Source organism: Microbacterium sp. STRO-1N, assembly GCF_057748015.1.
Window position 1 is genome coordinate 2,385,066 of sequence record NZ_CM173234.1, and the last position, 12,863, is coordinate 2,397,928.

14 protein-coding genes are annotated in these 12,863 nt (G+C 67.7%); 2 read left to right on the forward strand and 12 right to left on the reverse strand.

From position 1 onward, the window contains the following. Positions 1-12: 12 nt before the first annotated feature. The 9 genes from atpA to prmC all read right to left on the reverse strand — a co-directional run bounded on the left by atpA (position 13) and on the right by prmC (position 7,622). On the reverse strand, positions 13-1,653 hold the full coding sequence (gene atpA / locus AC3ANJ_RS11550) for a F0F1 ATP synthase subunit alpha (RefSeq protein WP_406249745.1): 1,641 nt from the start codon (positions 1,651-1,653) through the stop codon (positions 13-15). Positions 1,654-1,701: 48 nt separating this feature from the next. Continuing rightward, entirely contained in the window at positions 1,702-2,490 is a 789-nt protein-coding gene (locus tag AC3ANJ_RS11555) for a F0F1 ATP synthase subunit delta (protein ID WP_488316429.1), read from the reverse strand. Further along, on the reverse strand, positions 2,490-3,038 hold the full coding sequence (locus AC3ANJ_RS11560; RefSeq protein ID WP_406249742.1) for a F0F1 ATP synthase subunit B: 549 nt from the start codon (positions 3,036-3,038) through the stop codon (positions 2,490-2,492). The genes AC3ANJ_RS11555 and AC3ANJ_RS11560 overlap by 1 nt, the downstream gene beginning before the upstream one ends. Positions 3,039-3,065: 27 nt before the next feature. Beyond that, positions 3,066-3,302, reverse strand: a complete 237-nt coding sequence (gene atpE, locus AC3ANJ_RS11565) for an ATP synthase F0 subunit C (RefSeq protein ID WP_067198640.1) — start codon at positions 3,300-3,302, stop codon at positions 3,066-3,068. 43 nt (positions 3,303-3,345) lie between these two features. Continuing rightward, entirely contained in the window at positions 3,346-4,086 is a 741-nt protein-coding gene (gene atpB, locus AC3ANJ_RS11570; RefSeq protein WP_488316430.1) for a F0F1 ATP synthase subunit A, read from the reverse strand. Between the two features lie 179 nt (positions 4,087-4,265). Beyond that, entirely contained in the window at positions 4,266-4,775 is a 510-nt protein-coding gene (locus AC3ANJ_RS11575) for a Cg1360 family ATP-synthase-associated protein (protein ID WP_488316431.1), read from the reverse strand. Continuing rightward, on the reverse strand, positions 4,772-5,983 hold the full coding sequence (locus AC3ANJ_RS11580; RefSeq protein WP_488316432.1) for an MraY family glycosyltransferase: 1,212 nt from the start codon (positions 5,981-5,983) through the stop codon (positions 4,772-4,774). The genes AC3ANJ_RS11575 and AC3ANJ_RS11580 overlap by 4 nt, the downstream gene beginning before the upstream one ends. Then, positions 5,980-6,705: an L-threonylcarbamoyladenylate synthase gene (locus AC3ANJ_RS11585; RefSeq protein ID WP_488316433.1), complete on the reverse strand. Its 726-nt coding sequence runs from the start codon at positions 6,703-6,705 to the stop codon at positions 5,980-5,982. The genes AC3ANJ_RS11580 and AC3ANJ_RS11585 overlap by 4 nt, the downstream gene beginning before the upstream one ends. 59 nt (positions 6,706-6,764) lie before the next feature. Beyond that, positions 6,765-7,622 (reverse strand): peptide chain release factor N(5)-glutamine methyltransferase, encoded by an 858-nt coding sequence (gene prmC, locus AC3ANJ_RS11590; RefSeq protein WP_406249735.1) that lies wholly within the window; start codon positions 7,620-7,622, stop codon positions 6,765-6,767. Positions 7,623-7,719: 97 nt separating this feature from the next. On the opposite strand from prmC, the gene cysK reads away from it, so the two are divergent. Together cysK and epsC are read left to right on the forward strand one after the other, a co-directional pair. Next, positions 7,720-8,658: a cysteine synthase A gene (gene cysK, locus AC3ANJ_RS11595; RefSeq protein ID WP_406249733.1), complete on the forward strand. Its 939-nt coding sequence runs from the start codon at positions 7,720-7,722 to the stop codon at positions 8,656-8,658. Further along, complete coding sequence (gene epsC, locus AC3ANJ_RS11600) at positions 8,658-9,242, forward strand: serine O-acetyltransferase EpsC (protein WP_406249731.1); 585 nt, start codon at positions 8,658-8,660, stop codon at positions 9,240-9,242. The genes cysK and epsC overlap by 1 nt, the downstream gene beginning before the upstream one ends. Here epsC and AC3ANJ_RS11605 read toward each other — a convergent pair whose 3' ends face one another. The 3 genes from AC3ANJ_RS11605 to rho are packed head-to-tail and all read right to left on the reverse strand — an operon-like array spanning position 9,243 to position 12,794. Continuing rightward, entirely contained in the window at positions 9,243-9,638 is a 396-nt protein-coding gene (locus AC3ANJ_RS11605; RefSeq protein WP_406249730.1) for a hypothetical protein, read from the reverse strand. It abuts the gene before it with no gap. Between the two features lie 50 nt (positions 9,639-9,688). After that, positions 9,689-10,768: a peptide chain release factor 1 gene (prfA, locus tag AC3ANJ_RS11610; protein WP_488316434.1), complete on the reverse strand. Its 1,080-nt coding sequence runs from the start codon at positions 10,766-10,768 to the stop codon at positions 9,689-9,691. 19 nt (positions 10,769-10,787) lie between these two features. Next, the gene (gene rho / locus AC3ANJ_RS11615) at positions 10,788-12,794 is read right to left on the reverse strand and encodes a transcription termination factor Rho (protein ID WP_488316435.1); all 2,007 of its coding nucleotides are present in this window, start codon (positions 12,792-12,794) and stop codon (positions 10,788-10,790) included. Between the last annotated feature and the right edge of the window lie 69 nt (positions 12,795-12,863).

Here is a 12,863-nt window from a genome sequence, read left to right on the forward strand (position 1 = left end):
GTACCCCGCGCGTTACGCGCGACGACCCTTGACGATCTTCTCCTGGTTGACGTCCGAGGCTTCAGCCGCGGCGTGCTCCTCGTGACCCGGGGCGCCGATGGCCTGTCCCTTGCCGCCCTGGAACTCCAGGATGAACGCGTCCGTCGCCTTGCCGAGCTCGGCGGCGGTGTCGTCGTCCAGCACGTTGGTCTCGCGCAGAGTGTCGAGCACCTTCGTGTTGCGACGCAGGTGGTCGAGCAGCTCGCGCTCGAAGCGGAGCACGTCGGAGACCTCGATCGTGTCGAGCTTGCCGTTGGTGCCGGCCCAGATCGAGACGACCTGGTCCTCAACCGGGTACGGCGAGTACTGCGGCTGCTTCAGCAGCTCGGTCAGGCGCGCACCGCGGGACAGCTGGCGACGGGATGCCTGGTCGAGGTCGGATGCGAACATCGCGAACGCCTCGAGCGACCGGTACTGGGCAAGCTCCAGCTTCAACGTGCCCGAGACCTTCTTGATCGACTTCACCTGGGCGTCACCGCCGACTCGCGAGACCGAGATTCCCACGTCGACCGCAGGACGCTGGTTGGCGTTGAACAGGTCGGACTGGAGGAAGATCTGGCCGTCGGTGATGGAGATCACGTTGGTCGGGATGTACGCCGAGACGTCGTTCGCCTTGGTCTCGATGATCGGGAGACCCGTCATCGAGCCGGCGCCGAGCTCGTCGGACAGCTTCGCGCAGCGCTCGAGCAGACGCGAGTGCAGGTAGAAGACGTCACCCGGGTATGCCTCGCGGCCCGGCGGGCGGCGCAGCAGGAGGGAGACGGCACGGTAGGCCTCGGCCTGCTTCGACAGGTCGTCGAAGATGATGAGGACGTGCTTGCCGCCGTACATCCAGTGCTGGCCGATCGCGGAACCCGTGTAGGGAGCGATGTACTTGAAGCCGGCCGGGTCGGAGGCGGGGGCGGCGACGATGGTGGTGTACTCCATCGCACCGGCGTCCTCGAGCGCACCCTTGACGGAGGCGATCGTCGAGCCCTTCTGGCCGATGGCGACGTAGATGCAGCGAACCTGCTTGTTGGCGTCGCCGGACTCCCAGTTCGCCTTCTGGTTGATGATCGTGTCGATCGCGATCGCCGTCTTACCGGTCTGGCGGTCGCCGATGATCAGCTGACGCTGACCGCGGCCGACGGGGATCATCGCGTCGATGGCCTTGATGCCGGTCTGCAGCGGCTCGTGCACGCTCTTGCGCTGCATGACGCCCGGAGCCTGCAGCTCGAGCTCGCGGCGCCCCTCGGCGACGATGGCGCCGAGGCCGTCGATCGGAGTGCCGAGCGGGTCCACCACACGGCCGAGGAACCCGTCGCCGACGGGGACCGAGAGGACCTCACCCGTACGGGTGACCTCCTGGCCTGCCTCGATGCCGGTGAATTCGCCGAGGACGACGACACCGATCTCGTGCTCGTCGAGGTTCAGGGCCAGGCCCTTGGTTCCGTCGCCGAACGTGACGAGCTCGTTCGCCATGACGCCCGGCAGCCCTTCGACGTGCGCGATGCCGTCGGCGGCGTCGATGACGGTGCCGACCTCGGTCGCCGCAGCGCCGCTCGGCTCGTATGCGGCGGCGAAGTCCTTCAGCGCGTCACGGATGACGTCGGGGCTGATCGATAGTTCTGCCATTGTCTTCCCTTTGTATCTGGGTGCGCGGTTCCCCGCGCGAAGTCGTGTTTAGCCCGCGAGCTTCTGTCGAAGATCGGCGAGCCGCGCGGAGATGCTGCCGTCGATGACGTCATCGGCGACCTGCACGCGCAGGCCTCCGACCACATGGGGGTCGATGATCTCGGTGAGGGTGATCTGGCCGTCGTAGCGACGGGACAGGCTGTCGATCAGGCGGATCCGCTGTGCGTCGCTCAGCGTCTTCGCCGTGTGCACGGTGGCGACGATGAGGCCGCGCTGTGCGGCGACGATGCGGATGGCGCGGTTGAGCAGCTGACGCACCCGTCGCTCACGCGGCTGACGCACCAGCGACGAGATGATCAGCGTGGCCGAAGCACCGGTCGCACCGTTGATGACCTTCTCGACCAGCGCACCCTTGGCGTCTGCATCGCCCAGGCGGCTGCCCAGCGCGAGCTCGAGCTCGGGGTTGCCTGCGACGACCCGGAGGAAGCCGAACAGCTCCCCCTCGATGTCATCCTTCGGCTTCGCGATCGCCACCGCGCGGATGGCGAGTTCCTCGATGCCGTCGATGAGATCGGAGGCGTTCGACCAGCGCTGCACGCTGAGCGAGACGAGAGCGTCCTGCGCACTCGCCGAGAGCTCGGCGAACACTGCCCTGACGACCTTCTCGCGTGATTCGGCCGTGGCAGACGGGTCTGCGAGCGCGCCGCTCAGCTGGGACGAACCGCCCACCAGCCGCGCGGCGGCGAACAGCTCTTCCGCCGTACCGAGGGTCACGCCCTTGGCCTGCGAGAGAGCCGCCGTCGTCGCCGACAGAGCCTGAGTGGTCGCGCTGCCCATTACTTGGCCGCCTCGGATGCCTCGAGGTCAGCAAGGAAGCGGTCGACCACGGCCGTGGCGCGCGCGTCGTCGGAGAGCGTCTCGCCGACCACGCCGCCGGCGAGGTCGAGAGCGAGCGTGCCGACCTCGGAACGCAGCGAGACGAGAGCGGTCTGACGCTCGGCCTCGATCTGCGTGTGCGCGGCGGCGGTCACGCGTGCGGCTTCGCTCGTCGCAGCATCCTTGGCCTCGGAGATGATCTTCTTGCCGTCCTCGCGGGCGGCCTCACGGATCTCACCGGCCTCGGTGCGTGCTTCGGCGAGCTGGCGGGTGTACTCCTCCAGCGCGGCCTCGGCCTGCTTCTGAGCCTCATCCGCCTTCGCGATGTTGCCCTCGATGGCTGCGGAGCGCTCATCGAGCATCTTCGTGAAGCGCGGAAGGGCGACCTTCCAGACGACGACGAGGATGACGACGAACCACAGGGCCGACCAGATGATGTCGTACCACGCGGGGATCAGCGGATTGGGTGCTTCCTCCGCCGCGAGGGTTGTGACAAGAGCGTTCAGCATCCTGTCTCCTTCAGAAGTCGGTGTGGATTACGGGAAGGGGATGAATCCGACGGCGATGCCGACGAATGCAAGCGCCTCGGTGAAGGCGATACCGATCCACATGAGAACCTGCAGGCGGCCGGCCAGCTCGGGCTGACGAGCGACGCCCTCGATGGTCTTGCCGACGACGATGCCCACACCGATGGCCGGACCGATCGCTGCGAGGCCGTAGCCGACTGCCGCGAGGTGACCGTTGATGTCAGCGAGAACCGTAGTTGCGTCCACGGGTTTTTCCTTTCGTTGGGTGGGAAGGCAGTTGCCGACCCGCTCAGTGCTCTTCTGCCACCGCGAGCTGGATGTAGATCGCGGTGAGGACGGTGAAGACGTAGGCCTGCAGGACGACGACCAGGATCTCGAAGATCGTGAACGCGCCGCCGAAGGCGAGGGTTCCGATGCCGAGCAGCGACCATCCGCCGCCGGCAGTGAAGAAGAAGAACCAGGTGGCCGAGAAGCACAGCACCAGGATCATGTGCCCGACGACGAGGTTCATCATCAGTCGGAGCGTGAGCGTCACGGGCCGGATGATGAAGGTCGAGATGAACTCCAGCGGCGTGACGATGATGTAGACGGGCCACGGGACCCCGGCCGGGAACAGCGAGTTCTTCCAGAACCCGAGGGGGCTCTTCTTCATGCCTGCGTAGATGAACGTCACGTAGCTGATGATCGCCAGCGTGAGCGGTACGGCGATGATCGCGGTACCCGGCATGTTGAGGAACGGGATGATGCCCGTGATGTTCATGAACAGGATCATGAAGAACATCGTCGTGAGGATCGGCAGGAAGCGGTCGCCGTCCTTGCGGCCGAGCAGGTCGTGCGCGATGCCGCTGCGGACGAAGCCCAGGCCCATCTCGACGACGCTCTGGAAGCGGCCGGGGACGACGCGCATGCGTCGCGTGCCGAGCCACAGAAGCAGCACGACGGCCAGCACCGAGATGAACTGGATCAGGTGGATGCGGTGCACCGGCACGCCGATGACTTCGAACAAGATCTCCGGGAAGAAATCGTCCATCGACGGGCCGTGGAACTCGCCATCGGCGGCCAGGCGGGGAATCAGGGTCGCAGCAAGATTAGACAGCGCGGGCTCCAGCTTCGGGGCACCGGTTCAGAACCGGGGCGACGATGGTCGGTGTGATGCGGTGGCGCAAGCGCTCATGGGACACGAGCGGGCACTCCTCAACACTATCAGAATCAGGGCTTGGGCAAGTTCGGCCCGGCCCCGTCCGCAGTGGTCGACGGCTCTTCGTCCTCGGGGTTGACGGTCGGCAGCGAGATGTCGCTGACGTTGGGCAGACGCATCCGGGTGAGCACGACCACATCGATGATCAGCGACATGGCGACGCCGGCGACGATCGACAGGAAGAACACCATCGGAACGATCCACGGCTGACCGGCAAGGACGATCATGATGACGACGAACAGGCCCAGTTTGAGCAGCCACCCGCCGAGCACGATCGCGAAGAAGAACTGCACGTACAGCGGGTCGCCGTACCAGCGGTTGGCGATCAGGATGCTCAGGCCCGTGATCCCCAGGAAGATGACGGCGAGCAGTACTCCGAGCAGACCGCTGACGAGGCCCTCTCCCCCGGCCACCGCGTAGCCGATCCCCCCTGCCAGAACGGCCAGGATGCCGGCCGCGATGGCGGACCAGACGAGGGTCCGACGCAGGATCGGGGTGCTGGACACAGGACTCGGGCTCATCGGGGCTCCAGGTTCTCGGGGGTGGATGCTTCGGTGGGCGCTGACGCGGACATCGACGGCTCGGTGGCAGCAGCATCGGCGCGCGCGGCACGGCGGGACGGCATGAGCGTCACCACGAGGCACGCGGCGACGCCGATAGCACCGAAGATCGCACCGATCCAGTACTGTCCCGGCCAGTCCTCTCGCGTGCCGATGTACATGAGCAGCAGGGCGAGCGAGATCACCGCGGTCCAGGCGTAGAAGATCAGCACGGCGTCGCGGTCGCGGTGGCCGAGATCGAGCATGCGGTGGTGCAGGTGCTTGCGATCGGGCGAGAACGGCGACTTCCCGGCGCGCATTCGGCGGAAGACGGCGAGGCCGAAATCCAGCAGCGGGAGCATCACGACGACGATGGGCAGCAGGATCGGGATGAACGCACCGAGCAGCTGGGAGCGGCCGAACTCCTCGGGATCCAACGCGGATGCCGGCCACTGGCCGGTGAGCACCACGGTCGAGGTCGCCATCAGCAGGCCCATGACCAGCGCGCCGGAGTCGCCCATGAACAGCTTCGCCGGGCTCCAGTTCCACGGCAGGAAACCGATGCACGCACCGATGAGGGTGGCGGCCAGGAACGTCGACAGGTTGAAGTACGTCGTAGCGCCGATATCGCGCGAGACGATGTACGAGTAGGCGAAGAACACGCTGTTGGCGATGAGGCAGACACCGGCGACGAGGCCGTCGAGGCCGTCGATGAAGTTCACCGCGTTCATCACGATCACGATCGCGAACATCGTCACGGCGATGCTCACCCAGCTGGAGAAGAGGATCATCTCGCCGAAGGGCAGCGACAGGATCTGCATCCCGCCCCAGACCGTGATGATCCCTGCGGCGAGGAACTGCGCGCCGAGCTTGATCATCCAGTCCAGATCGATCAGGTCGTCGATCACGCCGATGACGGCGATCAGCAGGGCGGCGCACAGCACCGACCACATCGTCTGCGGCGGGATCCACAGCGTGGAGAAGAACGGATTCGCCGCTGAGACGCCGAACGCGGTGGCGATGCCGAGGAAGATCGCGACACCGCCGAGTCGCGGTGTCGGCGTGGTGTGCACATCGCGTTCGCGGATGCCCGGGTACAGCTTGAACCTCAGGCTCAGCTGCCAGACCACCCACGACAGCGCGAACGTGACGGTCGCGGTGAGGATGATCGTGAACAGATACTGTTTCACGCCGTGCCATCCGACGCGACGTCCGGATCGACGTCGCCGGGCTGCTCAGCGGGTTCGAGCAGATCTCCGAGGACGTCCTCGAGCTGCTCGCGCGTGATGGCTCCCTCGCGCAGGATCCGGACCACGGGCTTCGGGGAATCCTCGCCGCGGGCAACGAGCGACGTCGCATCGACGATCGTCGAGGCGATGCCGTCACGGCTGAGCCCCGTGTCCAGGTAGACCGCGACCTTGTCGCCGAGCATGTCCAGCGCATCGGATGCCGCGATCGCCGCATCCTTGCCGGTGAGGTTCGCGCTGGAGACGGCCAGCGGGCCGGTCTCCTCCAGCAGTTCGAGCGCGACCCTGTTGTCCGGCATCCGGACGGCCACGGTGCCCTGCGTCTCGCCGAGGTCCCACGTGAGCGAGCGCTGCGCCGGCAGGACGATGGTCAGCCCACCGGGCCAGAAGGCGTCGACGAGGCGCTCGACGGCTTCCGGCACGCTCTCGGCGAGCGCCTTGAGCGTGGCCGGCCCCGAGACGAGCACGGGTGGCGGCTGATTGCGGCCGCGTCCCTTCGCGTCGAGCAGCCGCTGCACGGCGGCAGGCGAGAAGGCGTCGGCGGCGACGCCGTAGACGGTATCGGTGGGGATGACGATGAGCTCGCCGCGACCGATGGCCTGGCGAGCACGGCGCATACCGGCGAGCAGCTGCTCCTCATCGCGGCAGTCGAAGATGGGGGACATGACGGATCGATTCTACGCGGACGCGTCTGGGAGGAAGAAAGAGCGACGGCTGCCGGCGCTCACGGCCGGACGGCCGTCGTCGCGCGGTCTCGATGAGTGAGATCCGGATGCGTGGCGGCCGCACGCCAGCCATCGGCGGACAGCAGCGCGCGGATGTCGGCGCCCTGCAGCTCACCGTGCTCGATGACGAGCAGACCTCCGGGTCGCAGCAGCTCGAGCGCGCGCGTGCTCAGCACCCGGACGACGTCGAGACCGTCCGGGCCGCCGTACAGGGCCAGCGCCGGGTCGAACAGGCGCACCTCGGGGTCGCGCGGGATGGCGTCATCGGGGACGTACGGCGGGTTCGAGATGACCACAGATGCCTGGCCGTTCAGCTCGGGGAACGCATCGGCGAGGTCGGCGTGGACGAGCGTCAGGTTGGCGGCGATCGCCGTGTTGCGCGCTGCCCAGGCGTGCGCCTCGGGCGAGACCTCAGCCGCGAAGATGCGCGCATGCGGCACCTCGCTCGCCATCGCGAGTGCGATCGCCCCCGATCCGGTTCCCAGATCGATTCCGATCGGAGCGGCATCCGGAGCGTTGAGAAGCGCATCGATCGCGAACTGGACGACCTGCTCGGTCTCCGGCCGCGGCACGAAGACACCGGGTCCGACCTGAAGCTCCAGGTGCCGGAACGGCGCGGTACCGGTGATGTGCTGCAGCGGTTCACGCGCGGCACGACGCGCGACGAGAAGAGCGACGGCCTCGGCATCCGCGTCATCCAGTCCGTCGCCGCGAATGACCGCCGCCTGAACCGAACCGCGTCCGAGCCCGATGACGTGCCCGATGAGAAGCTCGGCATCCACGACGGGATCGGGGACGCCGGCATCCGCGAGCTGCTGGGCGACGGAACGCAGGAGCGCGGCGATCGAGACGGGCATCCCTCCAGCGTAGGGTGCAACGGACCGTCACATACGCGACGGAGGGATCGCCCTCCCCTAGGCTGACGACAGTCACTCGCTCAGGAAAGGCGTCTTCATGCCCGGAATCCACTCCGACATCACCACGGCGTTCGGCAACACCCCGCTGGTCAAGCTGAACCACGTGACCGAGGGGCTCGGCTCCGAGGTGCTCGCGAAGCTCGAGTACTTCAACCCCGGATCCAGCGTCAAGGACCGTCTCGGAATCGCGATCATCAACGCTGCTGAGAAGGACGGCTCCCTCAAGCCGGGCGGCACCATCGTCGAGGCCACCAGCGGCAACACCGGCATCGCGCTCTCGCTCGTCGGCGCCGCCCGTGGTTACAAGGTCATCCTGACCATGCCCGCTTCGATGTCGAAGGAGCGCCGCGTGCTCCTGAAGGCCTTCGGCGCCGAACTCGTGCTCACCGACCCGACCGTCGGCATGAAGGGCGCCGTCGCCGAGGCCGACCGCATCGCCGCGGAGACGCCGGGCGCGATCCTCGCGCACCAGTTCGAGAACGCCGCGAACGCACAGATCCACCGCGAGACGACCGCAGAGGAGATCTGGCGCGACACCGACGGCGAGGTCGACATCTTCGTCGCCGGCATCGGCACCGGTGGCACCATCACCGGCGTCGGTCAGGTGCTGAAAGAGCGCAAGCCGGGTGTCCAGGTCATCGCCGTCGAGCCGACCGCGTCGCCCCTGCTGTCGCAGGGCACACCCGGCCCGGCCAAGATCCAGGGCATCGGCCCGAACTTCGTCCCGCCGATCCTCGACACCGATGTGTTCGACGAGGTCGTCACCGTCGAGTTCGAGGATGCGATCTCCACGTCGCGCGCGCTGGCCGCGAAGGAGGGACTGCTCGTCGGCATCTCCAGCGGTGCAGCCGCGTGGGCCGCGCTGCAGGTCGCCGCTCGCCCGGAGAACGCCGGCAAGAAGATCGTCGTGATCATCCCCGACACCGGTGAGCGCTACCTCTCGACCGCCCTGTTCGAGGACCTTCGCGAAGACTGATGCCGACATCTGGCATGCACTGGGCCGGGCGGATGCGCGAGGATGTCGCGTCCGCCCGGCTTCGTGACCCCGCCGCGCGCAGCGGTCTCGAGGTCGCGATCCTCTACCCCGGTCTGCACGCCATCTGGGCGCACCGGGTCAACCATGCGCTCTGGAATCGCGGTCTGCGCTTCCCCGCGCGCCTCGGCTCTCAGTTCAGCCGCTGGCTGACGGGCATCGAGATCCACCCGGCCGCCACGATCGGCCGGCGCTTCTTCATCGATCACGGCATGGGCGTCGTGATCGGCGAGACCGCGGAGATCGGCGACGATGTGATGCTCTACCACAGCGTCACGCTCGGCGGCCGGACCCGGGACGCCGGCAAGAGGCATCCCACGCTCGAAGACGGCGTCGCCGTCGGCGCCGGCGCGAAGATCCTCGGCCCTGTGACCGTCGGCGCCCGCTCGCTCGTCGGGGCGAATGCGGTCGTCACGAAGGATGCACCACCGGACTCCGTGCTGGTCGGCATCCCTGCGAAAGCACGTCCGCGCACGGTCGGCGAGGACACGCGAGCTCTGCTGACCGCGCCCGAGTATTCGATCTGACTACTTCTGCTGCTTCGTCTTGTCCTTGAGCAGGATCTTGGACAGCACGACGGTGACGATCGCGGTGACGAGCCAGACGATCACGCCACCGGCGATCCAGCCCGCGAGCCCGTCGAGGCGGAGACCGCCGATGGGCAGCAGCACGACGATGAGCAGCGCGATCATCGTGGACAGGATGCCGACGCCGCCGACGAGGATCGGCAGGAACCGGTGCAGGATCTTCTCCGCGATCCACGACAGGACGGTCTGCACGAGCGCGAAGACGACGATGCAGAGGAGGAACCCCCACCACTCGGCCCACACGATGACGAAGTCCTGCAGGATGAGGTCGGCGACGATCAGGCCGAGCGCAGCCGACGCGAGATAGATGCCGATGCGGAGCAGATGCGTGATCACGCCCCGAGCATAGCGTTGCCGAGAGCGCGCTGTGGGTCCGGCGCGCGCGGTCAGGAGTCCTGACCGACGGCGGCCAGGCGGGCTTCCTCGTCGGCCTGGATCGCGCTCTCGATCAGCGGGTCCAGGGCGCCGTCCATCACCTGATCGAGGTTGTACGCCTTGAACCCCGTGCGGTGATCCGCGATGCGGTTCTCCGGGAAGTTGTAGGTGCGGATGCGCTCGGAGCGATCCATCGTGCGGATCTGCGACTTGCGGGCGTCGGATGCCACGGCATCCAGCTCCTCCTGCTGTCTGGCGAGCAACCGCGCGCGGAGAACGCGCATGCCTGCCTCGCGGTTCTGCAGTTGAGACTTCTCGTTCTGCATGGACACGACGATGCCGGTCGGCAGATGCGTGATCCGCACGGCCGAGTCGGTGGTATTGACCGACTGCCCGCCGGGTCCGGAGGAGCGGAAGACATCGATCTTCAGATCGTTCTGGTCGATCTGGATCTCTTCGGGCTCGTCGACCTCGGGGAACACGAGGACTCCGGTGGTCGAGGTGTGGATGCGCCCTTGCGACTCGGTCGCCGGCACGCGCTGCACGCGGTGCACGCCGCCCTCGTACTTCAGGTGCGCCCAGACGCCCTGCGCGGGGTCCGTCGACGAACCCTTGATCGCGACCTGGACGTCCTTGTAGCCGCCGAGGTCGGATTCGTTGCGTTCCAGGAGTTCGGTCTTCCACCCCTTGGATGCCGCGTACTGCACGTACATGCGCAACAGGTCGGCGGCGAACAGCGCCGATTCGGCGCCGCCCTCCCCCGCCTTGATCTCCATGATCACGTCACGGGCGTCGTCGGGGTCGCGCGGGATCAGCAGGCGCCGGAGCTTCTCCTGCGTCTGCGCCACGGCCGCCTCGAGCTCGGGGATCTCGGCCGCGAAGGCGTCGTCCTCACGTGCCAGTTCGCGTGCGGCATCCAGATCCTCGGATGCCGCGATCCACGTCTCGTGGGCTGCGACGATCTTCGAGAGCTCTGCGTAGCGCCTGTTCACGCGCTTGGCGCGGGCGGCGTCGGCGTGCACCGCCGGGTCGGAGAGCTCCTCCTGGACCCGGCGGTGCTCGTCGATGAGTGCCTGGACGGACTCGAACACTTCGGTCAGCTCGACGGACTCAGCGGATGTTGTTCTCGTGCCCGTGGCTGGAGCCCGTGGCAGGTGCAGGGATCGACTTCTGCATCTGGACGAGGAACTCCACGTTCGAGTGGGTCTCCTTGAGCTTGCCGAGGACGACCTCGAGCGCCTGCTGGGTGTCGAGGCCGGCCAGCGCGCGACGTAGCTTCCAGGTGATCTGGACCTCGTCGGAGCTCAGCAGCATCTCCTCACGACGGGTGCTGGACGCGTTGACGTCCACCGCCGGGAAGATGCGCTTGTCCGCCAGCTGACGCGACAGGCGCAGCTCGCTGTTGCCGGTGCCCTTGAACTCCTCGAAGATGACCTCGTCCATCTTGGATCCGGTCTCGACGAGCGCCGTGGCGAGGATCGTGAGGGATCCGCCGTTCTCGATGTTGCGCGCAGCGCCGAAGAAGCGCTTGGGCGGGTACAGCGCGGATGCGTCGACGCCGCCGGTGAGCACACGGCCGGATGCCGGAGCCGAGATGTTGTAGGCACGACCGAGACGCGTGATCGAGTCGAGCAGCACGACGACGTCGCGGCCCAGCTCGACCAGACGCTTGGCGCGCTCGATCGCGAGCTCGGCGACCGTGGTGTGGTCCTCGGCCGGACGGTCGAAGGTCGAGGCGATGACCTCGCCCTTCACCGAACGCTGCATGTCGGTGACCTCTTCGGGGCGCTCGTCGACGAGGACGACCATGAGGTGGACCTCGGGGTTGTTCTGCGAGACCGCGTTCGCGATCTGCTGCAGGACGATCGTCTTGCCGGCCTTCGGGGGCGCGACGATCAGGCCGCGCTGGCCCTTGCCGATCGGGGCGACCAGATCGATGATGCGCTGGGTCAGCTTCTCTGGGGCGGTCTCCAGACGCAGACGCTCCTGCGGGTACAGCGGCGTGAGCTTGCCGAATTCGACACGCGTGGCCGCGTCCTCGACCGAGAGGCCGTTGATCGAGTCGACCTTCACCAGAGCGTTGTACTTCTGGCGTCCCTGCTGCTCGCCCTCGCGGGGCTGCTTGATCGCACCGACGACCGCGTCGCCCTTGCGCAGGTTGTACTTCTTGACCTGGCCGAGCGACACGTAGACGTCGCTGGCACCGGCGAGATACCCCGACGTGCGCACGAAGGCGTAGTTGTCGAGGACGTCGAGGATTCCGGCGATCGGGATCAGGACGTCGTCCTCGCCGATCTCGGTGTCGAACTCGTCGGACGTGGTGTTCGCGGCGCCGCGGCGCTTGTTGCGCTGACGGTTGCGGCCGGAGGACTGCTCGTCATCGGCCGGAGCCTGCTGCTGCTCCTGCGCGTTGCCGTTCTGCGAACCGCCGCTCTGAGCGTTGCCGTTCTGGGCGTTGCCGTTCTGGGCGTTGCCGCTGCGGCCGCGATTGCGACTGCGGCTGCGGCTGCGGCCGCGGCCGGAGCCCTCTTCGCCGTTGTCGCCGGCGGAGTCGGCGTCCGAACCGTTCTGCTTCGGCGCATCGCCCGCGGAGTCGTCCTTCGCGCCGTCGCTCGCGTTCGCGTCGCTCTGGGGCGTCTCGGCCTTGGCGTCGCTCTTCGCGTCGGCGGGTGCCTCGGCAGGAGCCTCGGCGGCAGCCGGCGCCTTCTTGGCCGGGCGCTTGCGGCCCTTCGGCGCCGCTGCGGGCGCATCGCCTTCGGCTGCGGGTGCGTCGGACGTGGGTGCGGCTGCATCCGTGGCCGGAGCGTCGGATGCCGGAGCATCCGCCTTCTTGGCGCGGCTGCGACGCGGCGTCTTGGGAGCGGCCTCGGCCGCAGGGGCTGCCTCGCCCGCCGGGGCTGCGTCGGTCGCAGGTGCGGCGGCTGCTGGTGCCTCTGCGGCCGCCTCAGCGGCTGCAGCCTTGGCTGCGGCCGTCGCGGTCGTCGCGCGGCGCGGTGCGCGCTTGCGCGCCGGCGCCTTGGTCTCGGCCGCGGCGGATGCGTCAGCCGCGGGTGCCTCGGCAGCAGGCGCGGACGCCGCTGCGGGCTGGTCGTTCTGGGTCTCGGAGAAATTCTCCACGAGTACTCCCTTATATGTCGTGGGATGTGAGCGTCAGCCGCGCACGACGGGTGCCGTGCACGTTCGTAC

Excerpts from the sequence above, each read along its gene's own strand:
- AC3ANJ_RS11560 (WP_406249742.1), bottom strand. The coding sequence starts at position 3,038 with ATGCTGAACGCTCTTGTCACAACCCTCGCGGCGGAGGAAGCACCCAAT.
- atpA (WP_406249745.1), bottom strand. The coding sequence starts at position 1,653 with ATGGCAGAACTATCGATCAGCCCCGACGTCATCCGTGACGCGCTGAAG.
- cysK (WP_406249733.1), top strand. The coding sequence starts at position 7,720 with ATGCCCGGAATCCACTCCGACATCACCACGGCGTTCGGCAACACCCCG.
- atpB (WP_488316430.1), bottom strand. The coding sequence starts at position 4,086 with ATGGACGATTTCTTCCCGGAGATCTTGTTCGAAGTCATCGGCGTGCCG.
- epsC (WP_406249731.1), top strand. The coding sequence starts at position 8,658 with ATGCCGACATCTGGCATGCACTGGGCCGGGCGGATGCGCGAGGATGTC.
- AC3ANJ_RS11585 (WP_488316433.1), bottom strand. The coding sequence starts at position 6,705 with ATGTCCCCCATCTTCGACTGCCGCGATGAGGAGCAGCTGCTCGCCGGT.
- AC3ANJ_RS11575 (WP_488316431.1), bottom strand. The coding sequence starts at position 4,775 with ATGAGCCCGAGTCCTGTGTCCAGCACCCCGATCCTGCGTCGGACCCTC.
- AC3ANJ_RS11555 (WP_488316429.1), bottom strand. The coding sequence starts at position 2,490 with ATGGGCAGCGCGACCACTCAGGCTCTGTCGGCGACGACGGCGGCTCTC.
- prmC (WP_406249735.1), bottom strand. The coding sequence starts at position 7,622 with ATGCCCGTCTCGATCGCCGCGCTCCTGCGTTCCGTCGCCCAGCAGCTC.